The sequence below is a fragment of the Nitrospina gracilis 3/211 genome, assembly GCF_000341545.2.
Taxonomy (GTDB): domain Bacteria; phylum Nitrospinota; class Nitrospinia; order Nitrospinales; family Nitrospinaceae; genus Nitrospina; species Nitrospina gracilis.
The window spans coordinates 470,233-494,523 of the sequence record NZ_HG422173.1 but is presented as its reverse complement, the minus strand read 5'-3'; the positions used below and the strand labels follow the sequence as shown (position 1 = coordinate 494,523).

Sequence of the window (24,291 nt, the reverse complement as noted above, 5' to 3'; positions counted from 1 at the left end):
CCTCCGTCGCCTCCGTCGGCGGCAGGCTGGTGTGGCACACGGGGGAAACGCACGGCTTCAGCGGCCGGGTCGGATTTTACACCGCCAACGGATTCGCCCTTTCCGGCGATGGCGATCCGCCGTCCAACGGCGCGCTCACGGTGGACAACAACGCCGTCTTCGCCGAAGCCTTCCTGCAATACCAAAGCGGCGCCACCCGCCTGCGCGCCGGTCGGCAGACGGTGAACACGCCGTTCATCAATCCCGCCGACGCGTTCATGATTCCGTTTCACGTCGAGGGCCTCGCGTTCCGGCACACGTTGCCGATGGACGTCACCCTGCACGCCATCCACCTGGACAAGGTGAAGAACCGGCAGGAGGACCAGTTCGACGACGCGGGCGCATTCGTCACCGGCCGCCTCACCGGCACGCCGGCGCAGACCGATGGCGTCAGCGTGCTCGGCGCGGACTGGCGGCGCAAACACATGCGCTTGCAGGTGTGGGAGTACTGGTTCTGGGATCTGTTCCACCTGTTCTTCGTGCAGGGCGAGGTGACCCTGCTCCCCGATGCCGACGTGCGGCCGTTCCTGAAATTCCAGTTCGGCCGCGAGGACGACGTGCAGGCGGCGTTTCTCGGCACCGTGCGGTCCACGCTCTACGGCGCACAGGCGGGGGTGGAGGGCTACGGCGCGCTGTTCCGCGTCGGGTGGAACTACATCCCCACCGAGCCCGGCACGTTCCGCAGCGGCAGTTTTTTATCGCCGTACAACTTTTCGACTGATGCGTTGTTCACCAACAGCATGATGCAGGGCCTCACCGTGAAACCCACCGTGCAGGCGGGATGGGCGGTGAAGGCGACCGCCCTCTACCGTTACGGCGAGCAGTGGATGGTGAAGCTCAGCCACGCGCATTACGACCTGCCGGAAGAAGTGGGCGGCGCGGACTCCGCCGAGACGAACTTCGACATCCGCTACCGTTTCCAGGAAATGCTGAAAGGGTTTTCCGTCCGCTACCGCTTCGGCGTCATCACCGCCGACCGCGCCGACGAACGCTTCGCCGATCACCGCGTGCAGTTGCAGTACGCCTTCACGATTTTCGAGTGACGCGAGACGCGGCGGCTCATGAGAAGAGGCGCTCCGGGATCAGTGCGCCAGTTCGGGGTTCATCCACAGCGCGACGCCGATGAGGATGAGCGCGATGGCGATGGCGAAGAGGAATCCCGTGTGAATGAAGATGTGGAACCAGCGCGGTTCCTTGTACGTGAGGTAGCGGAAGAATTTCTTCTTTTGCGGCGGGCGCGGGGTTCCTGTTTGCGGGGTGGTGTGCGTGGTGTCGGCCATGATGTTCTCCTAGTGAGAAAAGGTTCCTTCTATATATAAAGGTAGGAACCCGGGCCGGTTCGACGCCACTCTTTTTAAAGGGAGATGAAGAACGCGTTTAAAGGGGGAGCGATAGTATAGTGAACGGTTTCAGGAAATTGGCCCGCTTTGGCGAAAATTGTGCGGGGAAGGGGAGAGGGAAAAAATGGAGCCGACGAGCGGATTTGAACCGCTGACCTACTGATTACGAATCAGTTGCTCTACCAGCTGAGCTACGTCGGCTTGCTTGGGTTGGAGGTGATTATTTAAACGGTTTTGGCCTCGAAAATCAATGCCGAAATCGCGGTGCCGCCGGTTAAGACTTGGGTCGGGCGAACGAGCCTCTTCACGGGTTCCCGGTCAGTCCGGACCAGGCCATGCTGCGGTTGGAGCCGCCCGCCCAGTCTTTCGCCCCCACCACCAGAAGGCCGATGTCCTGCGCCGCCTCGAACCAGCCGAGCACCTCTTGCAAAACCGTGTCGGAGGACGCGCCCGTTTCCAGCAACTGGTACGCGCGGTAGGCGGTCATGTTGAGGGCGATCGATTCGCCATGGCCCGTGGCGGCGACCGCCCCGCTCGGCCCGGCGTAAAGGCCGCACCCGATCAAAGGGACGTCGCCGACGCGTCCGCGCCAGCTTTTCCCGGTGCCGCCGGTGCTGAGCGCTGCGGCGAACTGTTTGCCGTCCCAGGCCACCGCGCCGACGGTGTCCGAACTTTTCGCGCCGTCGCTGCGCACGCGGCTCTCGTCCAGCGGGGTGAAACCGCGTTCCGTCGCGTACCGCGCCGCGCCGTCCCCGGCCAGCAGGTGATACGGTTCGTCGAGCAGGGCCTGGGCGATGTGCACCGGATTCTGGAATCCCTCGACCACCGCCACGGCACCGAAGGTGTGCCGGCCGCCGTCCATGCACGCCGCGTCCATCTGGATCGATCCGTCGGCGCGCCTGCGCGATCCCACCCCGGCGTTGAAGCGGCCGTCGTTTTCCAGCACCTCCACCGCCGCGCAGGCGGCGTCCACCGCGGTGAACCCGCCCTGCATCAGCTCCAGGCCGCGCTCGCAGGCGCGGTCGGTGCCGTCGGAATTTGCGTTGTCGGAACCCGCGCCGCCGTGGGCGAGCAGGGCGAACTGGTAGCCTGTCATGATAATGGCCGCTTTCCGCTTGGTCCCGGGTGCCGGGATGGTTTATGATAAGGCATCATTATATAAGGTACCATTTTCGCCGGAGACCGACGCGTGGTCAAATTCTGTCTGCAATGCAAGGACGCTTTCTGGGGCGGCAAGTTCTGCCCGAACTGCGAGGGCGACATCGAGCTGCTCGACGCCGCCGTGCCGGAAAACCAGAAATACCTGGGCGAACTCAACATCGACGTGCGTCCGAAATACTTTGCCCGCAGCTCCATGCTGCTGACCTGCTTCGGTTTCGTCATGGCCCTGCCGCTCGGCATGTTCGTGTTTCTACGCGGCGCTTCCGCCTCCGGCAACGTGGCCTTGTGGGCCACCCTTGGCATCAGCCTGGTGCTGGGAGTCGCCTGGCTCACCTGGTGGGGTTCGGCGAAGGTCTTCAGCCGTAAAATGAAAGACGTCCACACCCTCAAAGAACCGCAGCTGGACTGATCCCGCCCGGACCCGCCACTGCGGGGACCGCCTTTTCCGTTACTTCTTTACCGCTTTTTTGCCGATGTCGCGGCGGAAGTGCGCGCTTTCCCAGCGGATCTTGTCGGCCGCCCGGTAGGCGTTGTTGATGGCCTGCTCGATGTCCGCACCCAGGGCGGTGACGCCCAGCACGCGGCCGCCGTTGGTGACGATGTGGCCGCCGTCGACCTTCGTTCCGGCGTGGAACACCTGCGCTTCGGGAATCGACGCCACCTGTTCGATGCCGGTGATGGCATGGCCTTTTTCGTACGAGCCGGGGTAGCCGCCCGCCGCCATCACCACGCACACCGCCGCCTCCGGTTTCCATTCCAGCGTCAGTTTTTCCAGTGTGCCTTCGGCGCAGGCCTTGAGCGGCGGCACGATGTCCGACTTCATGCGCATCATCAGCGGTTGCGTTTCCGGGTCGCCCATCCGGCAGTTGAATTCCAGCACCTTGGGTCCGTCGGCGGTGAGCATGAGCCCCGCGTAGAGGATGCCTTTATAAAGAACGCCTTCTTTCTGCATGCCGCGAAGCACGGGAAGCATGATGCGTTCGACCACCTCATCCTTGAGCTCGGGTGTGAAGATGGGCGTGGGTGAGTACGCGCCCATGCCGCCGGTGTTGGGTCCGGTGTCGCCGTCGAACGCGGCTTTGTGGTCCTGCGCCGCTTCCAGGGGCAGTATCATGTGTCCGTCGGTGAAAGCGAGGAGGGACACCTCCTGTCCTTCCAGCCGTTCTTCGATGACCACCTGCTTGCCCGAATCGCCGAACGTTTTTGCGCCCATGATCTGCTCGACGGCATCGATGGCTTCCGCCTCGTTGCTGCAGACGAACACGCCCTTGCCCGCGGCGAGGCCGTCGGCTTTCACCACTACCGGACCGCGTCCCTTGCAGTACGCCTTGGCCGCTTCCTTGTCCTCGAATACTTCGAAATCAGCGGTGGGCACGTTGTGGGCTTTCATCAAGTCCTTGGCGAACGCCTTACTGCCTTCGATGAGCGCCGCTTTGGCGGTGGGGCCGACGATCTTCAATCCCTGGCTCTGGAACAGGTCGACGATGCCCATGGCGAGCGGTTGCTCCGGACCGACGACGGTGAGGTCGACCCGGTTCTCCAGCGCGATGGCGAGCAGTGAGTCGAGGTCGGTGGCGGAGACGGCGATGTTGCGGGCAATCGATTCCGTGCCGGCGTTGCCCGGAGCGCAGAACACTTCCTTTACCAGCGAGCTTTGCTTGATTTTCCAAACCAGCGCATGCTCGCGGCCACCGCCGCCGATGACAAGTATTTTCATGCCCCTTCTTTCCTTTTATGGATTTTGTTTTGTTTCGTGACTGGCCTGAATTTTATAGAAAAACGGCACCCCGCACAATTTTAATTGTCCGAAGCCACGCTATCGGCAATCCATGCTATTTTTATACAAGCCCCGGAAAAAACGGGCACCGTGGCCGCAATCCGTGAAGGTGTGCATGATCCGCATTGAAGGACTTTCCAAATCGTTCGGCGGCAAACCCGTACTCCAGAATTTGTCGCTGGAAATAGAAGAAGGAGAACGGTTCGTTCTTCTGGGCCGCAGTGGATGCGGCAAGACCACGCTGCTCCGGTGCATTGCCGGATTCGAGCAACCGGATGCCGGGACCATCTATATTGATGACCAAGCTGTCAATGCCCTTCCTGTCGAGCGGCGGCCGGTCGGATTCATTTTCCAGCGTCACGCCCTGTTCCCTCACAAAACCGTGTACGACAACATCGCCGTCGGCCCGCGCATCCGCGGCGAAACCGAGACGGACATCCGGGACAAGATCGACGCGCTGTTGGCCATCACCCGCCTGACGGACCTGCGCCACGCGTGGCCGGGGCAGTTGAGCGGCGGCGAGTCACAACGCGTCGCCGTGGCGCGCGCCGTCATCAACCGGCCGCAGGTATTGCTGCTCGACGAACCGCTGTCGGCGCTCGACGCCAGCCTGCGGCAGAATTTGCGCGACGAACTGGTGGAGATGCAGAAGGCGTTCGGCATCACTTTCCTGTTCGTTACGCACGACCAGGAAGAGGCCATGAGCCTCGCCGACCGCATGGGCGTGCTGGAAGGAGGGCGGCTGTTGCAGGTGGGGGTGCCGGAAGAGTTGTACGATCGTCCGACGGACCGTTTCGTTGCCGAGTTCCTGGGAGGCGTCAACCGTCTGCCCGGCGTGGTGGAAAGCGTTACGGAAGGCGGTTGCGCGGTGCGGCTCGATGGCGGTGGAGTCATGACGGTAGCGGATGTCGGGAAGCTCAAACCGGGCACGCCTGTCGATGTGTTTTTTCGGCCGGAAAAGGCGGTGTTGCGGATCTCACCGGATTACAAAAACGGCATGAACCTGCTGGAAGGATTGCTGGAGAGGAAATCTTTTTTCGGCAGTCACACGCGCTACCGGGTGATGTTGAAAAGTGGAGAGGCGGTGACGGTGCAGGTGCGGCACGGGAATGATCCGGCGCTTTTTTCCGGGACGGCGGTCTGGGTGCAGGTGGCTGCGGAGGACACTTTGATTTATGAACGCGATCCACACGAGGCGGCGAATGCGTGAAATGCGGCGAAAATGGATTCTTCTTTTTTGCACGGCGATGGTGTGGCTTTCCGCGTGCGGGGGAGAGGAGCCACAAACAGCGAAACGCACACTGATCGTGGCGACTGACGCCACCCTGCCGCCGATGTCGTTTTTGAATGACCAGAATCAACTTGCTGGATTCGAAATCGATCTCATCGACGCGGTGGCGAAGCAGGCGGGATTCGAGTACGACCTCATCAACGTAGAGTGGAACGGACTGTTCGGCGGGCTCATCACGAAGAAATACGATCTCGTCATCAGTTCGGTCACCATCCTGGAAGAACGCAGGGAACGCATGGCGTTCAGCGTGCCGTACCTGCAAAGCGGGTTGTCGCTGGTGGTGCAGCGTGGCACCCAAGGCGTGACTTCTCTGGAGGATGTGCAGGCGCAGGACGGTATCGTCGGGGCGCAACGCGCCACCACGGCGTTCTTTTATCTCGAGGATTACTCCGAACTCAACAAACAGGCGTATGAGTTGTACGGTCACGCTATTCAGGATTTGATCAAGGGCGAGATCGCCGCCGTTTTGGGTGAGAGCACGGGCACGCTGTATTACAAAAACAACGACGCCGCTGTGTTCCGCGAGATCAAGATGGTGGGCGACATCTTAACGGAGGAGCATTACGGCATCGTCGCACGAAAAGACGAGGCGGAGTTGTTGCAGAGAGTCAATGAAGCGCTCAACAAACTGCTGGCCGACGGCACGGTGGCGAGACTGCACGAGAAATGGGAGCTTGGTCAGGCGGCGGTGGTGCCTAAAACGATTGCATCGGGTAAGGAGGACTGAACGTGGAGCCCGCGCGAAAACCTTCCGGTACGGTCACGCAACTGGCGTGGAACCTGGTGGTGGTGGCGAGTTTTGTTCTGCTCGTCTATCTGCCCGCCGAAGACGCGTTGACGGGACGCGCCGTGCCGGGCAGTTACCTGGGATTGATGCAGTTGTTGCCCATCGGCATCCTGTACACGCTCGGGGTGACGGTGGCGGGGAGCCTGGCCGCCATCTTCGTCGGCCTCGTCGTCGCCTTCGGCAAGCTGTCGGGAAAACGTCCGTTGCAACTGGCGGCATCTTTGTACACCGAAACGTTGCGCGGCATTCCGCTTCTCGTGTTTCTCTTCTACATTTATTACGCGCTGGGGGAAATCTTTTCGGTGCCGAAACTCATGGCGGCGATTCTGGGATTCGGCTTCAGTTACGGCGCGTACATGGCCGACGTGTTCCGCGCCGGCATCGAGGCGGTGCCGAAGGAGCAGGGCGAGGCGGCGCGCAGTCTCGGCATGAACGACCGGCAGGCGATGTTTGAAATCATTCTGCCGCAGGCGTGGCGGACGATCATCCCGGCCATCGGCAACCAGACGCTGGGCATGCTGAAGGACACCAGCCTCGTCTCCGTGCTCGCCATCAGCGATATCCTGCGCGTGGCCAACCAGTACGCGGCGACGCACTTCAATTACTTCGAGACGTACACCTACGTCGCGCTCACCTACCTGTTGCTGACCCTGCTGTTTTCGAAAGTGGTGGACCTGCTGGAACGCCGCGTGGCCATTCACTGACCCGGCGGCGCCGGGAGCCAACGGTGGGCATAACCCATTGCTTCCGGGTGCAACCCGGCCAGTTGGGTGCAGAGGCACTCTGCTACATGAAGAATTCCATGTACACCATCCAGCCGATCATGGAGATGACGAGGATGGTGTAGCCAACGTGCACCCAGACGGTGAAGATGGGATTTTCCTGGCGCCTGGGCGGAGGTTTTTGGGATTGGTTATCCATGCCCCCACTCTATCACACATCCTCTGCGAGGCGACACCGCGCCCAGGGACTGGAAAACGGGACTGCTTCCCCTCAACGCAAATAGCAGTTCTTTGGGAAATCGACCATGCGCATGGGGCCGGGGAAGTGTTGCCAGTGGCCGCGCGGCAGGGCGTTGAGCATTTCCTGCACTTTAATGACCGTTGCCTTGTCGGTGCCGTTGTAATAGTAAAGCCGGTTGACCGCCCAGCAGTCGGCGAGCTCCGTCTGTTTGCGCAGTTGGAAGGCGGTGGTGGCGGGATTGACGACGTAGCCAAGCACATGGCGGCCGCATTCGCGGTAGTACATGAACTCCTGCATGAGGGTGCTCGGTTTCATGGCGGCGAGCGCGTGGAAGTTGACGTTCAGCACCGGCAGGCCGCGGAAGGTGTACGACGCCTCCACCGCCGGGGCTTTTCTGTCTTTTGCTTTCACCACCGTCACCTGGCGCGAAAAGTAATCGAGACACGAATATTTCGGGTCCATGTCCGCAAACGCCGTTGCCGGGAGTCCCCATACCATCATCCAGATCAAAGCCAACCTGATACCACGCATGCTTCCTCCAAGTCCTATAAGTGCATAAATCAATGAATTTCCGGGCCAACGGAGGCCCTTCGGAGAGGCCATATGTTAATGTATAAAGTAAATAAAATCAACTTTTTACAAGGCGGTCCCGATAAAAAGGAAGGTCCCGGGAAAGCCAACCGGGGCCGGATTGACCAACGGAGCCGCCAGGGTTTTGGGAAGCTCCCGGCTCCGGCAGGCCTTTCCTTTTGGCCGCACCCCCCAATAGCGGGTTGGGGGGTGTTTTATTTTAAGGAACAAAGTTAAGGGGCCGGAAAGATTTAATAAAATGAACAAAAAGTATTAACAGCCAGGAACCAGACTCCCAGCAGATTTGAAAATCTCGAGGATTTTTAAACTAACGCGGGCTCGGTTCAATAAAACATCTGCAAGAAACAAACTGACCAACCCGATGTAAATAAGATAAGCCCAACCTGTGTAGTCATTGAACAGAATGGTATAAAACCAGTCTTGATTGAATAAGTAGAAAAAAGTGGAGGTGAGAGTGCCGGCAAGTAAAAAGATTGCGGCAATCCAGATGGGTCGCAAGGAGTCTTTCTTCAACAATGCCGTACTTAAAATGATTAGAAACAGGGTTGCGTTCGATCCCGTAAATATTTTCAGGTCGGCAATCAACCGTTGAGTGACAATATAGTATTGGGCATGAATGAGTTGGTTGACGTTATCGATGGCCGTTTCAAAGCTCAGAGCCGCATCTTTCAACGAATCGACGATAAGCCGCTTCACTTTCTTTTTGGTTTGACGGTATTTTTCTTTGGCCTGTTCTGCGGTAGAACCACAGACACACATGGTTGCGATCTGGGTCGCGATCCGATCAGGCAAGTCAGAAAAAAGTTGGTTTTCCAGTTTGCGGGCCTGTCCTGAAAACTGGTTTTTTAACATGTGAAGCTTGGGGTTTGAGTCTTTGCTCGAGAGGTCGGCAGATAGACCGAAATCCTCCTGGATTTTGTTTTCAATCTGGGCAGCGATAAAGCGTTGGGCGTTTTTTTCCACATAATCCGTGTTTGTGGACAGCAGGGCGAAAGCGCCACCGAAAAGCAAAGTTCCGGCAAATGCGATGGCTATCAAAACCGATTTCATTCAGGCCCCTCCCGTAAAAACAACTTTGGCGATCTCTTTCAGGTTAACGGAATTCCGAATTCAGGCAAGCCCCGCTTCCGGCTCTCCGGGCCATAATGCATAAGCTATTGAAAGTAAAAAGATTTTGATTGCTTGGGAAACGGCGGGGGCGGTGTTATATTAATAGTATAGAAACACTTCGTTTGTTCTGTCATCGGCGCTTCACGCATAGGGGGGCGATCTGGATTCGACGGGAGTAAGGAGACGAAGGTTGCATGCAGGGGATACCGTTGGCCCCTTAAAAAACGGTACAAAACATAATCGCCAATGATTATGAAGTAGCTGTAGCTGCGTAACTAACCCTTACCGGCTACCGTCCCGTCCTCTTCGGTCCGCGAGGAGGATATGGACGTCATCTCTGCGGACTCGCTGTACACTTCGCGTCTCGGGAGTGTGTGGTTAAACTTTAGAGGCTGGCTGGAATGCAATCCTGTTCGCGGGAGTAATTCCGGTGAGATCCAAAACGCGGACTAAGCATGTAGACGCCTTTTGTTGAAGACTTCCGGACGGGGGTTCAATTCCCCCCGCCTCCACCAATTTTAATTCCAATAAAATCCGAGCAGGTCCGTAAGCCCGCGTAAAAGCGGGCTTTTTTATTGCTTTGGGGTCCGGGTGCACTGGATGGGATGTATTGACATTCGGAGGCATCATTGAGGGCAATCATGGAACTCAAAACGGAGCTCCCCCAGATGGCCCTTACCAGCACTGCCGTCAAAAACGACAAGCCCTCCTGGAAAACCCTCCGTCTTTACGATGAGCGTGGCTTGTATCTTGAAGTTTTCCCTAATAGCGGGAAATGGTGGCGATTTGAGAAAAGGCCCTGCACCTCTTAAAAGATGCAGGGCCTTTTTGTTCCGTGAGTCAGCCTTTTTGCCTTAAAGGGTGTGCTCTCCCCAGTTCACACCCGGGGCCGTCACACGGAACGGCATTCTGATGCGGATCGAGCAGAACCTCTATCAGAATGAATACATTCAGGAGTCAGCCGGTTCATCTCCTTATATCTGAAACCACTATTCCTCCGGCGCGAACGACACGAGTTCCTCCTCCCTGTCCAAAGGAATGCTCACCACAATGGCGCCCATGACGTCAAAGAGCCTGAAGTTGTGCCTGGGGCTTTCGGGGTGCGCATTGTGGCATTTCACACAGGAAGGCGTGGTTGCGCGGTCCGGATACATGGCTTGAAAAAACTCGCGGTTTCCGGACAGGAGCGTGCGTTTGTACGGGTGCACCGGGGACTGGGCCAGGGCCTTCAATCCCAGCCTTTCAAATTTGTTGCCCGGGCCATTGTGAGGATTGACCGGCCAGAGGCTGATCAACCGGTAATGAAAACCCAGGCGAAGATTTTGAATCAAATCCGAGGCGTTCAATAAAAACTGAGCGGGCAGCAGAAGGGCATTGTCTTCCCACCAGTTTGCCGAGGCGTAGCTGACCTTGTTTTTTTCCAGCCGGTGGACCACGTGTTTGGCATACACCGCGCGGTCCGCCTCCAGAATGGCATGGATGTAGTCTGCAGCCGTTTCCGGAGGAACGTAAAAGTAGGTGTTCCGGCCATCGTTGGCACTATGGATGGGAAATCGCACCAGGATCCCGCCCATCACGTCACCCATCTTGAAATCTTTTTTTCCACTGTCCGGATGGTTGTTGTGACAAATGGTGCACTGGCGGGTAATTGCCCTGTCCGGATACAGGGTGTTGAAGGTGAGGTCCCCTTTGCTTTCATCGATCCAGGCGAAGGGCGTTTCGGAGGGTTTGCTGATTTTCTTCAGCGCCTTTTCCTCTATGTTGCTTTCGGGCCCATTCTCCGGATTGATTGGCCACAGGCTGATGAGCCGGTATTGCAACCCCAGGTTTTGGGAACGCACCCGATCCGCCGACATGGCCAGGAATTGCGCGGGCAAAGGCAGGGTGTGGGCCTCCTCCCAGTTTTCGGTCGCATTCAGTTTCACCGTTTCTTTGAGCCGATCGACCAGGTATTGAGAATAAATGGTGCGGTTGGCCTCAATGACCGAATGCAGGTAAGAGGCCACTTTGTGTGGGGCCACCCCCAAAGTGGACACTTTAAGTTCAGCGCAACGCGCCGTCGAAGGGAGCGAAAGAAGTATGGAAAGCAAGCAGATTTGGGGGAGAGTTCGAACTGGAATACGCATGGAACACCTCCTGCCTTGCTGGAAACAAGCCAATAAATTTTGTCTTCAAATCCCTTAAACACTGTGTGAGCCTGTGGACATCGATCTCCTTTCTTATTTCTTAGCAAATTATTTGACCCGTATTGGAAAAAACGGGATCGGAGGTCACGCGTATTTGAATTCCTGCGGGGAGGCGAGAATTGCAGCCACCTTGTTCAATAACGTTTCTTTTTCCACGGGCTTTACCAGGAAATCCTTGACCCCCTTGCGCAACAAGTCCACCGCCAAATCCGTATCTGGATACCCGGTGACCACCAGGATCGGAATGGACGGGGCGTTGGCTTTGATGTATTCGATGGCCTCTACTCCATTTATTTTGGGCATGCGAATATCGGTGAGGATCAGGCCCACCTGCAGCAGGTTGGATCCTTTTTTCATCAGGTCAATGGCCTCTTCCCCGTTTGCGGCTTCAATCACTTTGTAATTCGCCTGTTCCAGCTGAAACCGGAGCACGTCGCGAATATCAGGATCGTCTTCGATAATCAGGATTTTTCCATGAGTGCCTGCACAATCATCCATGATGGACATAACCATTCCCCCTTCGTTTGATTATTGGACAAGCAACCCCCCGAAGGCGTCAATAATTCGGAAGGGTTTAACTTTCCTCTACAATAAAAATGAAGGCAAAGAATGTAAATGACCCAAATCAGTCATTTGCATCCTGCCCCCGAAAATAACTCAAATCAGCTACAAGGTGTTTTGGTGGGTGGGCGAATTCGGGACGGAGGCTTCAAGGTCCATTGGATCAAAAGGGTTTGAGCCTGGCGACAAGCTTCGTGCGGTTTTGCACACCCAGCTTCCTGTATATTTGCTTGAGATGGTTCTTGAGCGTGTGCGGGCTGATGAACAGCCGTTCGGCGATGTGGGCGTCTTCCATTCCGTCCGTGGCAAGGATGGCCACCTCCACCTCGCGTGGGGTGAGCTTTGCGGTCTGCAGGTGACGGTGCAGGGTGGAATGAGGGTCGTCCGCCGGGTGCAGGCGCAACAGCCATGCCGGGTTGTCCAAGGCGGTATCGGGATGAACCGGTGTGGCTTCAAACCGGTAGGCTTCCCCGCCGTGTTCAAAAGTTTCGATGCCGGGGGCGGCGGCGGTGGACGGATGTTCCGGGTAAATCCGCGCGGCCTGTTTATGGAGCAATGCAATCAGGGTTTCCGGCAAAAGGCTCATTGGCTCCACCGGAACGATCTGTTGGAATCTCTCATTGCGAAACAGCAGGCGGCCGTCCGTCTGGGTCAGCGCCAGAGGCAGGTCGCAATCCGCCAGTGCGTCGGTCAGGACCTGGTAGGTTTTCAACTGCTCCTGCAGGGCGATGCGTTTGATTGTGGCCACCAGAACCGGTTGTAGCAACTCAAGCATGCGCACGTCCCGCAGGGTGAACGCCTTGGTGTTGGGAAACACCCGGTTCAAACCCAGGCCGACATCCAGGTTGGGCCGGTCGAAAAAGCACATGGCCGTCACCAGCTTTCCCACTTTCATTGTTTCGCGATCGTATTCCGGATGGTCTGTAAAGAAGGCGTCCACCTGGCGGGGAAGAAGGGACCGGCTGTGGTCCACATCGGCAGCGGTGACGGTGCGGAATCCGTTCAGTATAAACTCGGTCAACTGGTCGTGGTAGTCCAGCATCTTGCGGACGCATTCAATTTCATTTTCCGGCAACCCGACGCAATCGAGTACCTGTGCGCCCCTAACCTTCATTAAATCTTTCTGTACCTCCACCCACCCCCAGGCTACGTAATCCACCTCCATCCCCTCAACGAAATATTTTTGAATGAATTGCCGCATGTCATTTCTGTTCCGGCAACGGTGCAGTGCCTGGATGATCTCGATGATTTTCAGGTAATCTTTTTCAGGAAGGGGTGTGTGGGACTGCCTGGCCATGCTTTAGCCCTCCGGTGTGGGCTTGAAGGATTGCAGGGTTGCCACCAGTTGCGTACGCGAATGCACGTCGAACTTTCTGTAGATGCTTTTGAAATGGTTTTTGACTGTATGAATGCTGATGAACAAGCGGCCCCCTATTTCTTGATCGGTCATCCCATCGCAGATCAAATAAGCGATTTCCATTTCCCGGGGGGTGAGGCTTTTGTTCTGCATCAACAAATTCATTTGGGAAAACGGTTCCGTCGCGGGCTTTAATTGCAGAAGCCAGCATTGCTCTTCCACCTCCCCCTGTGGACTCATTGGGGAGGCGGTCAAACGGAACATCCCCTTGGGTAATTGAATGAAGGGTAGTTCAAGAGTCGAGGAATCCGAACTGAAAGGAGATATGTATTTGGATGCCTCCGTTTCCAGCAAATCCGCAACCTTTCGAGGCAACCGTTGATTCTCCTGGACAGGCAGTAACTGGGAAAAGGTCGCATTACGAAAAATGATCCTGTGATCCAGGCTGACGAGTGCAACCGCTGAGGAAGTTTCCGCAAGTGTTTCCGTCAATGCCTTGTATTTGGTCAGTTCTTCATTCAATACCACGGTTTTTATGACTCGCAAAAGGTGAGGCTGGATGAGTTCAAGCACCCGGATATCCCTCAATGTAAACGGTTTGTCGAAGGGGAAACGGCGTTGAATCCCAAAAGCCAGGCTGAAATCCGGGCGGTCAATGGTGCCCAAAATGTTTACCGGTTGCCTCAGATAGTTGCCTTTTTCTCCCCGGTATTGCGGGTGATCTGCAAAGAACAAGTCCTTCTCTTTTTCAATTTTTTCTCTGGGGATATCAATGTCGTGAGCGACAACCAACCGAGTCGTTTCTGCAATTTTTTGAGGTATGGAGAATTGGTATGGGACAAAAAGGTGAATTATTTCCAGCTCTTCTTCCGGTATCCCTGCACTGCCGATGAATTTTGGATTGCGGAGTCGCTCGGATAAAAAATCAACATCAACCCAAACCCACATGGCGGATTGAGCCTCAAACAAAGGCAGAATGTATTTTTGTATGGAAATTTTAATATCTTCCCGGCAACGACAGTCAAGCATTCGGGGGATTATGTCCAGAATGGCGAGATAGTCCCTTTCCTCCAAAGAAGTGTGCCGAGTGCCATTCATGATCAATCTCCCTAAGGTTCCGGCGGTGGCCGCAGGCGGGCCACCAGTTGCGTGCGCGAGTGGACGTCGAGCTTTCTGTAGATACTTTTGAAATGGTTTTTAAGAGTGTTGGGGGAGATGAACAGGCGTTGGGCGATGTCGACGTCGTCCAGGCCGTCGCCCGCCAGGATGGCAGTTTCCATTTCTCTTGGCGTCAGCCCGGCCTTTTGCAGATTCAAGCGAAGCCGGGTGTAAGGATCGTCAACGGGATGCAGGCGTAAAATCCATGCAGGGTCGGCCCTGTTTCCATCCCGAAACAATTGTGTGAAATCAAGACGGTAAACGGCTTGCCCCTGAGGGAAAAATGCAAGGAGGGGCGCGCCGGATTCCGGGATCTCATCGGGACTCATCCGCGCCACCTGTTGTTCCACCAACTCTCGCATAGGCCGTGGTAGCACGCCTCCCGTATCCACTTCCACCATCGTCGAAAACGCCGCATTGCGATACAGCACACGTCCGCCTTCTCCTACCAGCGCCATGGGTGCGCCGGTTTGATCCAGTGCTGCAACCAACGCCTTGTGGGTTTTTACCTGTTCCTGGATGGCCACGCGTTTGACAGCGGTGAACAAGGTAGGACGCAGCAGTTCAATCAGGCGAATTTCCCGTCGTGTCCAAAACTTGGCTCCAGGGTAAAAACGATTGAAACCCATAGCCAGATTCCAGTCCCGTGGCTCCATAACAGCCAAAGTGGATTCTATATTTTTGAGATAAAAGAATTTGTCCCGATTATATTGCGGATGGTCCGCAAAAAATTGGCTAAGTTCTTTTTGTAGCTCTTCTCTTGGTATATCGATGTCATGAGAAATCACCGGCCTGAACGTTTCAAGCAGAGTTTTGGCCGTGGATTTATAGTAGGGAAATGCTTTTTCAATGGCCTCATACTCCTGATCACTCAACTCCACCCTATTCTTAAACGATCCCATAAAAACCCTGCAGGGTAAATGTTGTTTGTTGCCAATATCCATGCCGCTAAAAGCGACTCCCATGTGGTCCGCTTCCACTAAGGGTAGAAGATGATTGAGAGCTACCAGATTTATATCCTCCCTGATCTGGCAACGGTTCAAGGCCTGGATGATCTCAATGATTTTCAAGTAATCTTTTTCAGGAAGTGAGGTGTGGTTCCGGTCGTCCATGATCAACCTCCTGCTATGGGCTTCCATGATGACCTGAGGTTTGCCACCAGTTGCGTGCGCGAGTGGACGTCGAGCTTTCTGTAGATGCTTTTGAAATGGTTTTTAAGAGTGTTGGGGGAGATGAACAGGCGTTGGGCGATGTCGACGTCGTCCAGGCCGTCGCCCGCCAGGATGGCAGTTTCCATTTCTCTTGGCGTCAGCCCGGCCTTTTGCAGATTCAAACGAAGCCGGGTGTAAGGATCGTCAACGGGATGCAGGCGTAAAATCCATGTAGGGTCGGCCCTGTTTCCATCCTGAAACAATTGTGTGAAATCAAGACGGTAAACGGCTTGCCCCTGAGGGAAAAATGCCAGGAGGGGCGCGCCGGATTCCGGAACTTTTGCGGGATTCATCCGGTTTGCCTGTCGTTCCAATAATTTTCGAAGGGGTGGAGGTAAGACGCCGCCGCTTTCGACTGCGACGATGCAGGAAAATGCGGCGTTGCGGTACAGCACACGTCCGCCTTCTCCTACCAGCGCCATGGGTGCGCCGGTTTGATCCAGTGCTGCAACCAACGCCTTGTGGGTTTTTACCTGTTCCTGGATGGCCACGCGTTTGATCACGCTGAAAAGGGTTGGATGCAATAACTCCATGAGGCGGATCTCCCGCCGCGTCCAGAGCTTGTCGTTGGGCGCATAGCGGTGCAAACCCACCACGACGTTGTCCGGACGATGGTTGGCGACGAGTGTTGCCAGATAACTTTCATTGCCGTATAAATCCGCCGGAGTGTGGATCGGATGATCCCGGAAAAAGTTTTGCAATTCTTCCTGAAGCTTCTCGCGTGGGATGTCCACATCGTGGGCGATCACCGGGCGGCCGGATTGAATGAAGGTCTCCCCAATGGAAACCATGTAACCGCTTATTTTTTCCAGGATGGAAAACTGTTTTTCCGGGATCAGGATGCAGTCGATGGTTTGGCCGGGTATGAGCTTGTCCTCAATCATTTGCACATCCATCCAGGCATAACTGCTGTCCTCGGCTTCGAAGAAGGGAAGGATGCTGTTTTTAAACACGGCCTTCAGGTCGCTTTTGGCCTTACAGTTGTACAGCCGATGCATGATTTGGATGAGAGCCTGGTAATCATTTTCAGGCAGTGCGGTGTGAGTCCGGTCGTCCATGATCAACCTCCTGCTATGGGATTCCATGATGACCTGAGGTTTGCCACCAGTTGCGTGCGGGAATGCACGCCGAGTTTTTTGTAAATCCTTCTGAAATGGTTTTTAAGCGTGGCGGCAGAAATGAACAGGCGCTGGGCGATGTCGGCATCTTCCAGTCCATCGCCTGCAAGTATGGCGACTTCCACCTCGCGCGGCGTCAGCTCGGCGGTTTGCAGAGTACGGTGCAGTCCGGTGTGGGGATCGTCGGCCGCATCCAGGCGCAACAGCCAGGCGGGGTCCCTGCCATTGCCATTCGCATTCAACTCCGTAAGATCCAGACGATGGGTAGAGCCGTTATGCTGATAAAACGCCAAACGAAGACTGGCTGAATCCGGTCGTCGGTCCGGTTTCATCCGGTATTTCTGTTGCTCCACCAACCCCATCAAGGGTTGTGGCAGAACCCCGCCGCTTTTGACAGGAACGAGATGCGAGAAGGCCGCATTGCGGTACGGCACCCGTCCGTCTTCCTGCACCAGCGCCATGGGGGTATCCATGGTTTCCAGCGCCACAATCAATGCCTGGTGGGTTTTCACCTGCTCCTGAATGGCCACTCGCTTGATGGCGCCGTTGAGCGCGGGCAGAAGAAGTTCCATGAGGCGGATTTCCCTCCGCGTCCAGAGTTTGTGATTGGGTGCGTAACGGAGGATCCCGGTTGTGACCTTATCCCCGCTGTCATGGGTTCCCAGGGAAGATTCGTAACCGCGCTGAATGGGATAAATGTTTAGAGGCGAATATTGGGGATGGTCTTTGAAAAAGTTTTGGATTTCCTTTTGCAAACGTTCTCTCGGGATGTCCACATCATGAGCGATGACTTTCCGGTGGGTTCGGGAAAAGGTTTGCGGAAAGGAAATGAAGTACTGGCCCATTTTATTCACCAGGGGCATCTGGTCGCCCGGAACCCGTACTGCGTCCATGGCATTCACGGAAAGGGATAATCCCTTGATCAGGTTGATATCATGCGACCCGTAAATCGCGTCATCGGCTTCAAAGAAAGGAAGGATGTCTTGTTTGAAGCAATTCTTCAAATCGCTTCGCGTCCGGCAGGGGTGGAGTTTCTGCATGATGTGGATTACATTCAAATAATCTGTTTCAGCCAGCGTAAATCTTTTTGAGTTATTCATGATCAACTCCTTTCGGATTTAGAAGTTGGTCTGAGTCGTTCCATTAATTGTGTGCGTGAATGTACGTCGAGTTTTTGATAGATGCTTTTGAAGTGATTTTTTAGAGTGGCAGGGGAAATGAACAGGCGCTGGGAAATATTGGAATCGCCGAGCCCATCACACATCCTTTCTGCAATTTCTTTTTCTCGTGGAGTCAATCCCGCCCGTTTCATCACCAGCATGGTATTTAAATAGGGATCGGCGACGGGTTTCATTTTGAGCAGCCAGCATCCAGCCTCGGTTTCGTCCGAATGCACCAAACGGGTCCACGCGCAATGCACGTCTCCAGAGGGCAATGTGATAAAATCCATAAAATCGGAAGGGGCTTCCACACAGGCCGGCTCGGTAAGGCCTTCTTCCCTCTCCTTTATCAATTCCCTGAAAGATTCGGGAAGGAATTGACCTCGCTTCAAATTCGTTATGTTCTGGAAAGCTTCATTGCAAAAAGTGATCAGCCCCTGCGGTTGAATAAGGCACATGGGGCTGGCGGTTTTTGAAAGCTGGTTTACAAGAGATCGGGTGGTTTTCCACTCTTCATTAATGGCTATAAATTTGAGGGCATGAATGAGGCTGGGACGGATCAATTCCGCCAATCGCACTTCCCGGGCGGTGAATGGGTCCTCGTAGGGTTGAAACCGTGTCAAACCGATTCCAATATTAAAGTCCGGAGGGTCGACCAAAGCAATCAGGCTGGTAACGGTGTGAAGGGACTCGAATCCGGGCTTCCTGTATTGTGGGTGGTCGCATAAAAAATTTTTCATAACGTCTTGCAGGCTGGACCGGGGAAGGTCCACATCGAAAGCCAGGACGGGTCGCAGGCTGGTGGCAAACAATCGGGTGATGTCTTCATGGTAGGGATACACTTTCTGCCAGGCGTCGGCTTCTTCCTGCGTGTAGCCCAGTTGAAAAATTGTTTTTCCATGCCCCTGGGTCTTTCTTCCCAAATCAAAATCGATCCAGCTCGCCCCAAATGTTTGCACCCTGAACAATGGGAAAAGGGTTTCCTTGATTAAGGTTTCAAGTTGCCCCCGTGTTTCGCATCGATAAAATTGGCGGATGCTCTCGATGACTTTTATGTAATCGGCTTCCGACAGGGAGCAAGGTGGGTCGATATCTGGACTCATCACGCTTCCTTTCCTTGAAGGATGCCCTGCAGTCGGTGTGCCAGTTGCACGCGCGTGTGCACCTCCATTTTCCTGAAAATGTTTTTCAGGTGATTGTTGACGGTGTTCGGACTGATGAAAAGCCGTCGCGCGATATCCTTGTCGCTGAACCCGTCGCACACCAGCGACGCAACTTCGATTTCCCGCACGGTCAGGTGCGCCTCCTTCATGGCGAAACCCACCCGCGATTGAGGAGCCAGTGCCGGTTTCAACTGGAACAGCCAGCAACGGTTTTCGTAATCCTGCATCGGGTCCAGCCGTGTCAGGGTCAGGCGGAACACGTCTTTGCCGATCTTGTAAAAGGGAGGAAACCGGTCGAACTCTTCAAAACTCTCGGCAGGGGAATACATGTCGTCCTGCATCTGCATGCACCGGTGCAGATTTTCAGGAAGGCGGTCCCCCTGCTGGAGCTGGAACCGGTCTCGAAACGAAGCATTGCAAAACATGATGTACCCTTCCGGTTGAGCCAGCACTAGGGGATTGGCGGTGTCGGCCAGGTGTTCCGCCAGCGCGCTGAAATGGTTCAAAGTGCGGCGAAGCGCCACGTACCGGCAGGCGTGCAGAAGACTGGGCTGGAGCAGTTCCGCCATGCGCAGTTCGCGATAGGTGAACGAATTGTCATTCCGAATCCGGCTCAATCCGACGGCAAGGGACACTTCCGGTCCATCCACTATGGTTAAATGCCCGCTCATATTCTTCAAAGTGGGGGCGTCGTCAGGGTCGATCTCCTGATGATCGTCGAAAAAGCGGTGAAAGCTGTCTCTCAGAGATTTGCGGGAAACGTCGATGTCGGTGGCCAGCACCGTGCGCAAGCCGGTACTAAGCAGGCGGGTGAAGTCCTCCAGGTAGGGTTGGCAAGACAGAGCCCACTCGATTTCATGGGGTGAATAACCCACGGCGGCGATGGGGGCCAATTTGGTGGAGGAAGGATTTGAAGGGGCGGCCGAGATTGTCGCACTGCCAAACGCATCAATCTGAAACAGGGGAAACAGGTGGGTCTGGACAACCCCTTCCAGATCGGACTGCGATTCGCATTCTTCGAGCCGATGGATCAACTCAATGAGGTCGAGGTAATCCTGCTCCGATAAATCCTGAAAGGATGAAGTCATGATCTTATCCTTTCACTGAAATTTTTCGAATGCCAAAATTTTATGAAGGGGGCACTTTTATTTTATAGGTGTCTTGATAAAAGGCAATGGGAATAGGCCATAAAATAAGGTTCATTGCAATCCGTAAAAATTTTCGTAAAAACCAGATTGGCCCAAAATGTCTCAAGTTGACTACAGCCTGTAACCGTAAGTTGTTTTAATTAAGGGATTCCGGAAAATGGATTTGTAATTTGGTACAGACTTTTCCGCGTATCGAAAACCTGACTCAAAAAGTTCAGCAAGGGAAATATTCTGGAAGTTTTTTCCGAATGGGATATATTGTTTTCAGGGGGAGGGACGAAAATGAAAACGATACTGCTTACAATTGTTTTTGCTGTCGCATTCCAACCGCTTGACCTCTCTTCTGAATCCCCGCAGGAAACAGGCCGCGCCATCGCCTTCAAAGCAGAAGAAACCTTTGATAAATACAACGACACTACGGCGGATGTGGCCATTCATATAAAAAAGAAGGATCGGGAAATCATCACCCGCATGATGTCGATGAAGATCCTGGCGACGGAAGAGAACACCGACAAGGTGCTCATGCAGTTTCACCACCCGGCCGACGTCAAGGGGATGGCCTTTTTGATCTGGACCCACAAGGACACGTTCGACGATCTGTGGGTTTACATTCCCGACCTGCGGCGGGTGAAGCGCATCAGTACCCAGACCAAGGGCAGTGACTTCATGGGGACGGAGTTCCAGACCGAGGATCTTATCCGCACCGAACCGGAAAAGTACACCTATGAATATCTGGAAACCAAACCCTGTGGGGAACTGGAGTGCTACCTGGTGAACCGATTTCCGAAAGAAAAAAGCACGATTTACTCACGGCAGGTGATGTGGATCGACACCGATCACTTTCGCTTTCAACAGATCGATTCCTACGACCTTTCCGGAAATCATGTCAAAACGTTCAGGTTTTTCGGTTACAGACTTTACGATGGGAAGTTCTGGCGGTGGGACCGGCATGAGCTGACCGACCACCGGACGGGAGAGGTGACCGTTTCAGATTTCATCAACTGGAGATTCAATAATGGTTTGAGAGAGAGCCGGTTTACGGTGAATGGATTGCAGAACATCCGTTGATTGGTAAATATTCAAGTTCCTTGTTCAAAGAATTGGTGTCCTATGTGGGATTGGTTGGGGAGGCAATCGCACCAGCACCTATGTCGATGGACGGTCGGGATTATTCTTGCCCTTATTTGGGATGAACCGTCTCATGCCTGGGATCTGCGCGGTTTTGTGGAAGGCGAAGCCCGTCCGTTTTTCACTTCGGCCAGTTTTTCCGGTCAAAAAGACCACACCGTTTCCCTTGCCCTCAACCCGGAAATTTTTCACGAGTTTGAAAGCGGGACCCAGTTTTATTTCATTCCGTTTTACCGTTACGATCACGCTGATTCCGAACGCACGCATTTCGACCTGCGTGAACTGGATTTCATTTTTTCCGGAGATCTTGGAAGTGTGCGGGTGGGTGTGCGCAAGGTATTCTGGGGCGTCACCGAAACCGTTCATCTGGTGGACATCGTCAACCAGACGGATTTCCTGGAAGGGCTGGACGGGGAGGACAAGCTGGGCCAGCCCATGTTGAACGTGTCCCTGGTGCGCGACTGGGGCATCATCGACTTTTTTGTACTGCCCTTTTTCCGGGAACGCACCTTCCCCGGCGGAGGCGGCCGCCTGCGTCCTCCACTCCTCGTCGATACCGACAACCCCCGCTACGAAAGCGCCGCTGAAGAATGGCACACGGATTTCGCCGTCCGTTATTTTCAGAACATCGGCAAATGGGACATCGGTTTGTCCGCCTTTTCCGGAACCGGCCGCGAACCCACATTCGATTTCGGCATTTCGCCTTCGGGCACCCCCGTTCTCATTCCCTTCTATGAGCAGATACACCAGGTGGGACTGGACCTACTTTACATTTATGCGAACTGGATATGGAAGCTGGAGGTGATCCAGCGATGGGACATGCGCCCGGAAGATTTTTACGCGACGACTTTTGGATACGAGTACACTTTTTCCGGCGTGTTCGGAACCGGAATGGACATCGGGGTTCTCACCGAATGGTCCTACGACGAACGCCAGTCCCGCGCCACGACGCTGTTCCAGAATGACCTCACCTTCGGTTTGCGCTGGGGCTGGAACGATGTCAACGGTACCGAAATCCTGTTTGCCTTCATCCAGGACGTGGAAGACCCGAGCAAGGCGTTTTTCATCGAGGCCAGCTCCCGGCTGGACGAACACTGGCGGCTGACCGTGGAAGTGCGCGGTATCATGAATCAACCGGATGATGACCCCTTTATCTTTTTGCGCGACGAGGATTTTGGCCAGATCACCCTCGCCTACCATTTTTAAAGTCTCCTACCACCCTGCGGGCATTTACAGGTCTATTTGTTCCTATCCCCGAAAATGACTTTTTCAGGCTATTTACCGGGTTTTTCCCCAATTCTAAAATACCTCCATAGGGAACTTTGAAAGATTCAATCCTGTGCTGTGATGCAGGGAAGGGGGGACACTATGCTTACCACCGATGATCAAAATAAAAGAGACCGACAACTCGATTTTCAAAATACATATCAAGCCATACTGGATCATTCATTCGATGCCATTGTGTCGATCGATACCGAAGGCACCGTCTGTAGCTGGAACCTGCGTGCGGAATCCATTTTTGGCTGGAATGCGCAGGATGTGATTGGCAAGAGACTGGCGGACATCATCATTCCGGAGCGCTACCGCCAGGCGCACTCCGAGGGCCTGCGCCGGTTTATGAATAACGGCGGTGCACGGGTATTGAATCAACAGCTGGAATTGAGCGCCTTGCATCGAAACGGCCACGAGTTTCCTATCGAAATTACCATTGTCCCTTCCCGCCAAAACGGGAAGGTTCTCTTTACTGGTATCATTCGGGACATCACGGAAAGCAAGGACGCCCTCAGGCAGGCCCGGCTGCGGGAAGAGGAATACAAAGTCCTGCATGAAGTGGCGCAGGCGCTTCAAAATTCGAGAAGCATGGAAGCCATGCTGCGGGAAGCGCTGGAAGCGATCAGCCGGAGCAAGGAATTGAACTTAAAAACAAAGCAGGAATCTTCCTGGCTGACAACGACAGGCAGGTGTTGCGCCTGTTGGTGAAAATCGGGAAATTCCCAAATGGATTCCTGAAAGATTTGAAGGAGATTCCTTTTTATAACATTCCTTATGGACGCTGTTTCACTTCCGGTGAAATGGTGGTGCGGGACTGGTGCATGTTTTATCCCCGGAAAACCGGCCCCTTCGGCAGCGAAAACCAATACGGTTCCTATATCGTTCCTCTAAAAAGCCGGAACGAGACGGTAGGCGTCCTGTTCCTCTACACCCCTGAAATCCCCCCATGTTATGAAGGAAGCCGTGAAATCCTGTTGTCCATTGCGGCCCTGATGGGAAGCGCGATCAAGCACCGTCAGTACGAAAAGGAAATTCAAAAGCAGAACAAGCAGCTAAAGATGTTTAATTTCCTTAAAAACCGGTTCCTGGGCATCGCCTCTCACGATTTGCGAAATCCCATTTATCTGGTTTTGACTTATTGCAGTATTTTAGCCGAGGGATCATTTGGGAAACTGAACGACAGGCAGGGGAAAATCATCGACAAAATCATTTATTCGGGAGAATACATGCGGGATCTGCTGAGCAATTTGCTGGACATATCCAAGATCGAAAGCGGGTCCTTCCATCTGGAAAAGAAACCGGTCAATTTCAATTACCTCGTTCAGTCCCAGGTGGAGATGAACCAGCAGCTGGCTGATAAAAAGCGAATCCGGCTTGAGTTCATTCCCGATGAGTTGCCTGATGTCGATGTGGATAAATGCTCCATGATCCAGGTGGTGGACAACCTGGTTGGTAACGCCATTAAGTTTTCCCCGCCGGGTTCCAGGGTGATCGTATCAACACGGAAAAACGGCAATGGTATGAGGTTCTCGGTGGAGGACGAGGGGCCGGGACTGGACAAGCAGGAATCGGCCCTGGCCTTTGAAGAGTTCCAGACCCTGAGCGCCAAGCCAACAGGAGGAGAGAAAGCGACTGGTCTGGGGCTTGCCATATCAAATAAAATCATAAATCTTCATGGTGGGGAAATTGGGGTAGAAAGTGAAAAAGAAAAGGGTAGCAACTTCTATTTTGACCTACCTCTATAATTAGAATTTCTTTAAGTGGTTTGGG

At 54.5% G+C, this 24,291-nt stretch carries 25 protein-coding genes, 1 tRNA gene and 1 other RNA gene; 11 read left to right on the top strand and 16 right to left on the bottom strand.

Translation table 11 applies throughout. The annotated features are described in order from the left end of the window. The coding region (locus TX82_RS02285) for an OprD family outer membrane porin (RefSeq protein ID WP_042250358.1) at nt 1–1,082 on the top strand (1,082 nt) is incomplete at its 5' end. A gap of 39 nt (nt 1,083–1,121) precedes the next feature. Here the strand turns inward: TX82_RS02285 and TX82_RS02280 are convergent. From TX82_RS02280 to TX82_RS02270, 3 genes are all read right to left on the bottom strand, one after another. Next, a complete protein-coding gene (locus tag TX82_RS02280) occupies nt 1,122–1,319 on the bottom strand; it encodes a hypothetical protein (RefSeq protein ID WP_005006391.1) in 198 nt (65 codons plus the stop codon). A 185-nt stretch (nt 1,320–1,504) separates the two neighbouring features. Further along, nucleotides 1,505–1,580 (bottom strand) — tRNA-Thr (locus tag TX82_RS02275). 103 nt (nt 1,581–1,683) lie between these two features. Next, nucleotides 1,684–2,475 (bottom strand): isoaspartyl peptidase/L-asparaginase, encoded by a 792-nt coding sequence (locus TX82_RS02270; protein ID WP_005006390.1) that lies wholly within the window; start codon nt 2,473–2,475, stop codon nt 1,684–1,686. Between the two features lie 93 nt (nt 2,476–2,568). On the opposite strand from TX82_RS02270, the gene TX82_RS02265 reads away from it, so the two are divergent. Continuing rightward, nucleotides 2,569–2,949 carry a hypothetical protein gene (locus TX82_RS02265; RefSeq protein WP_005006389.1) on the top strand — a complete coding sequence of 127 codons (381 nt, stop codon included), beginning with the start codon at nt 2,569–2,571 and terminating at the stop codon, nt 2,947–2,949. Between the two features lie 39 nt (nt 2,950–2,988). Here the strand turns inward: TX82_RS02265 and purD are convergent, their stop codons facing one another. Next, a complete protein-coding gene (gene purD, locus TX82_RS02260) occupies nt 2,989–4,257 on the bottom strand; it encodes a phosphoribosylamine--glycine ligase (RefSeq protein WP_005006388.1) in 1,269 nt (422 codons plus the stop codon). A gap of 175 nt (nt 4,258–4,432) precedes the next feature. Between purD and TX82_RS02255 the strand changes: the two genes are divergently transcribed. The 3 genes from TX82_RS02255 to TX82_RS02245 are packed head-to-tail and all read left to right on the top strand — an operon-like array spanning nt 4,433 to nt 7,099. Further along, nucleotides 4,433–5,527 carry an ABC transporter ATP-binding protein gene (locus TX82_RS02255; protein WP_042251680.1) on the top strand — a complete coding sequence of 365 codons (1,095 nt, stop codon included), beginning with the start codon at nt 4,433–4,435 and terminating at the stop codon, nt 5,525–5,527. A gap of 1 nt (nt 5,528) precedes the next feature. Next, complete coding sequence (locus TX82_RS02250; RefSeq protein ID WP_187291894.1) at nt 5,529–6,335, top strand: transporter substrate-binding domain-containing protein; 807 nt, start codon at nt 5,529–5,531, stop codon at nt 6,333–6,335. 2 nt (nt 6,336–6,337) lie between these two features. Then, nucleotides 6,338–7,099: an amino acid ABC transporter permease gene (locus tag TX82_RS02245; protein ID WP_005006384.1), complete on the top strand. Its 762-nt coding sequence runs from the start codon at nt 6,338–6,340 to the stop codon at nt 7,097–7,099. Between the two features lie 82 nt (nt 7,100–7,181). Here TX82_RS02245 and TX82_RS16950 read toward each other — a convergent pair whose 3' ends face one another. The 3 genes from TX82_RS16950 to TX82_RS02230 all read right to left on the bottom strand — a co-directional run bounded on the left by TX82_RS16950 (nt 7,182) and on the right by TX82_RS02230 (nt 8,999). Beyond that, the gene (locus TX82_RS16950; protein WP_275450573.1) at nt 7,182–7,316 is read right to left on the bottom strand and encodes a hypothetical protein; all 135 of its coding nucleotides are present in this window, start codon (nt 7,314–7,316) and stop codon (nt 7,182–7,184) included. 72 nt (nt 7,317–7,388) lie between these two features. Continuing rightward, complete coding sequence (locus TX82_RS02240) at nt 7,389–7,889, bottom strand: hypothetical protein (RefSeq protein ID WP_005006383.1); 501 nt, start codon at nt 7,887–7,889, stop codon at nt 7,389–7,391. A 312-nt stretch (nt 7,890–8,201) separates the two neighbouring features. After that, on the bottom strand, nt 8,202–8,999 hold the full coding sequence (locus TX82_RS02230; protein ID WP_005006381.1) for a hypothetical protein: 798 nt from the start codon (nt 8,997–8,999) through the stop codon (nt 8,202–8,204). Between the two features lie 211 nt (nt 9,000–9,210). Here TX82_RS02230 and ssrA point away from each other — a divergent pair. Beyond that, nucleotides 9,211–9,574: a transfer-messenger RNA gene (gene ssrA / locus TX82_RS15590) on the top strand. 126 nt (nt 9,575–9,700) lie between these two features. Continuing rightward, nucleotides 9,701–9,871, top strand: a complete 171-nt coding sequence (locus TX82_RS17115; RefSeq protein ID WP_005006378.1) for an Arm DNA-binding domain-containing protein — start codon at nt 9,701–9,703, stop codon at nt 9,869–9,871. Between the two features lie 177 nt (nt 9,872–10,048). Here the strand turns inward: TX82_RS17115 and TX82_RS14970 are convergent, their stop codons facing one another. From TX82_RS14970 to TX82_RS02175, 9 genes are all read right to left on the bottom strand, one after another. Continuing rightward, nucleotides 10,049–11,065, bottom strand: coding sequence for a Tll0287-like domain-containing protein (locus tag TX82_RS14970; protein WP_244874998.1), 1,017 nt, complete (start codon nt 11,063–11,065; stop codon nt 10,049–10,051). Between the two features lie 264 nt (nt 11,066–11,329). Continuing rightward, the gene (locus TX82_RS02210; RefSeq protein WP_005006374.1) at nt 11,330–11,752 is read right to left on the bottom strand and encodes a response regulator; all 423 of its coding nucleotides are present in this window, start codon (nt 11,750–11,752) and stop codon (nt 11,330–11,332) included. Between the two features lie 217 nt (nt 11,753–11,969). Continuing rightward, on the bottom strand, nt 11,970–13,103 hold the full coding sequence (locus tag TX82_RS02205) for a helix-turn-helix transcriptional regulator (RefSeq protein WP_005006373.1): 1,134 nt from the start codon (nt 13,101–13,103) through the stop codon (nt 11,970–11,972). Nucleotides 13,104–13,106: 3 nt separating this feature from the next. Continuing rightward, nucleotides 13,107–14,261, bottom strand: a complete 1,155-nt coding sequence (locus TX82_RS14965) for a helix-turn-helix transcriptional regulator (RefSeq protein WP_005006372.1) — start codon at nt 14,259–14,261, stop codon at nt 13,107–13,109. Nucleotides 14,262–14,272: 11 nt separating this feature from the next. After that, complete coding sequence (locus TX82_RS14960; RefSeq protein ID WP_052338171.1) at nt 14,273–15,433, bottom strand: helix-turn-helix transcriptional regulator; 1,161 nt, start codon at nt 15,431–15,433, stop codon at nt 14,273–14,275. A 2-nt stretch (nt 15,434–15,435) separates the two neighbouring features. Further along, entirely contained in the window at nt 15,436–16,590 is a 1,155-nt protein-coding gene (locus TX82_RS14955) for a helix-turn-helix transcriptional regulator (RefSeq protein WP_052338170.1), read from the bottom strand. A gap of 2 nt (nt 16,591–16,592) precedes the next feature. Next, nucleotides 16,593–17,750 (bottom strand): helix-turn-helix transcriptional regulator, encoded by a 1,158-nt coding sequence (locus TX82_RS15585; RefSeq protein WP_005006365.1) that lies wholly within the window; start codon nt 17,748–17,750, stop codon nt 16,593–16,595. A 2-nt stretch (nt 17,751–17,752) separates the two neighbouring features. Next, a complete protein-coding gene (locus TX82_RS02180) occupies nt 17,753–18,913 on the bottom strand; it encodes a LuxR C-terminal-related transcriptional regulator (protein ID WP_005006363.1) in 1,161 nt (386 codons plus the stop codon). Then, complete coding sequence (locus TX82_RS02175; protein ID WP_005006361.1) at nt 18,913–20,061, bottom strand: helix-turn-helix transcriptional regulator; 1,149 nt, start codon at nt 20,059–20,061, stop codon at nt 18,913–18,915. Before TX82_RS02175 ends, TX82_RS02180 begins: the two co-directional genes overlap by 1 nt. Nucleotides 20,062–20,403: 342 nt before the next feature. On the opposite strand from TX82_RS02175, the gene TX82_RS02170 reads away from it, so the two are divergent. The 4 genes from TX82_RS02170 (at nt 20,404) to TX82_RS02155 (ending at nt 24,266) form a co-directional block, all read left to right on the top strand. Further along, nucleotides 20,404–21,189, top strand: coding sequence for an outer membrane lipoprotein-sorting protein (locus tag TX82_RS02170; protein WP_005006359.1), 786 nt, complete (start codon nt 20,404–20,406; stop codon nt 21,187–21,189). 156 nt (nt 21,190–21,345) lie between these two features. Then, complete coding sequence (locus TX82_RS02165) at nt 21,346–22,455, top strand: hypothetical protein (RefSeq protein WP_052338169.1); 1,110 nt, start codon at nt 21,346–21,348, stop codon at nt 22,453–22,455. Between the two features lie 141 nt (nt 22,456–22,596). Next, nucleotides 22,597–23,229 carry a PAS domain-containing protein gene (locus TX82_RS02160; protein WP_084603925.1) on the top strand — a complete coding sequence of 211 codons (633 nt, stop codon included), beginning with the start codon at nt 22,597–22,599 and terminating at the stop codon, nt 23,227–23,229. Between the two features lie 35 nt (nt 23,230–23,264). Next, the gene (locus TX82_RS02155; RefSeq protein WP_144079056.1) at nt 23,265–24,266 is read left to right on the top strand and encodes a GAF domain-containing sensor histidine kinase; all 1,002 of its coding nucleotides are present in this window, start codon (nt 23,265–23,267) and stop codon (nt 24,264–24,266) included. Nucleotides 24,267–24,291: the final 25 nt, after the last annotated feature.

What these genes read in the sequence shown, in the direction of transcription:
- TX82_RS02230 (WP_005006381.1), bottom strand. Translation starts at nt 8,999, where the DNA reads ATGAAATCGGTTTTGATAGCCATCGCATTTGCCGGAACTTTGCTTTTC.
- TX82_RS02205 (WP_005006373.1), bottom strand. Translation starts at nt 13,103, where the DNA reads ATGGCCAGGCAGTCCCACACACCCCTTCCTGAAAAAGATTACCTGAAA.
- TX82_RS02170 (WP_005006359.1), top strand. Translation starts at nt 20,404, where the DNA reads ATGAAAACGATACTGCTTACAATTGTTTTTGCTGTCGCATTCCAACCG.
- TX82_RS02210 (WP_005006374.1), bottom strand. Translation starts at nt 11,752, where the DNA reads ATGTCCATCATGGATGATTGTGCAGGCACTCATGGAAAAATCCTGATT.
- TX82_RS14960 (WP_052338171.1), bottom strand. Translation starts at nt 15,433, where the DNA reads ATGGACGACCGGAACCACACCTCACTTCCTGAAAAAGATTACTTGAAA.
- TX82_RS14965 (WP_005006372.1), bottom strand. Translation starts at nt 14,261, where the DNA reads ATGAATGGCACTCGGCACACTTCTTTGGAGGAAAGGGACTATCTCGCC.
- TX82_RS15585 (WP_005006365.1), bottom strand. Translation starts at nt 17,750, where the DNA reads ATGAATAACTCAAAAAGATTTACGCTGGCTGAAACAGATTATTTGAAT.
- purD (WP_005006388.1), bottom strand. Translation starts at nt 4,257, where the DNA reads ATGAAAATACTTGTCATCGGCGGCGGTGGCCGCGAGCATGCGCTGGTT.
- TX82_RS14955 (WP_052338170.1), bottom strand. Translation starts at nt 16,590, where the DNA reads ATGGACGACCGGACTCACACCGCACTGCCTGAAAATGATTACCAGGCT.
- TX82_RS02240 (WP_005006383.1), bottom strand. Translation starts at nt 7,889, where the DNA reads ATGCGTGGTATCAGGTTGGCTTTGATCTGGATGATGGTATGGGGACTC.
- TX82_RS02270 (WP_005006390.1), bottom strand. Translation starts at nt 2,475, where the DNA reads ATGACAGGCTACCAGTTCGCCCTGCTCGCCCACGGCGGCGCGGGTTCC.
- TX82_RS17115 (WP_005006378.1), top strand. Translation starts at nt 9,701, where the DNA reads ATGGAACTCAAAACGGAGCTCCCCCAGATGGCCCTTACCAGCACTGCC.
- TX82_RS02280 (WP_005006391.1), bottom strand. Translation starts at nt 1,319, where the DNA reads ATGGCCGACACCACGCACACCACCCCGCAAACAGGAACCCCGCGCCCG.
- TX82_RS02250 (WP_187291894.1), top strand. Translation starts at nt 5,529, where the DNA reads ATGCGGCGAAAATGGATTCTTCTTTTTTGCACGGCGATGGTGTGGCTT.
- TX82_RS02160 (WP_084603925.1), top strand. Translation starts at nt 22,597, where the DNA reads ATGCAGGGAAGGGGGGACACTATGCTTACCACCGATGATCAAAATAAA.
- TX82_RS02175 (WP_005006361.1), bottom strand. Translation starts at nt 20,061, where the DNA reads ATGACTTCATCCTTTCAGGATTTATCGGAGCAGGATTACCTCGACCTC.
- TX82_RS02255 (WP_042251680.1), top strand. Translation starts at nt 4,433, where the DNA reads ATGATCCGCATTGAAGGACTTTCCAAATCGTTCGGCGGCAAACCCGTA.
- TX82_RS16950 (WP_275450573.1), bottom strand. Translation starts at nt 7,316, where the DNA reads ATGGATAACCAATCCCAAAAACCTCCGCCCAGGCGCCAGGAAAATCCC.
- TX82_RS02180 (WP_005006363.1), bottom strand. Translation starts at nt 18,913, where the DNA reads ATGAGTCCAGATATCGACCCACCTTGCTCCCTGTCGGAAGCCGATTAC.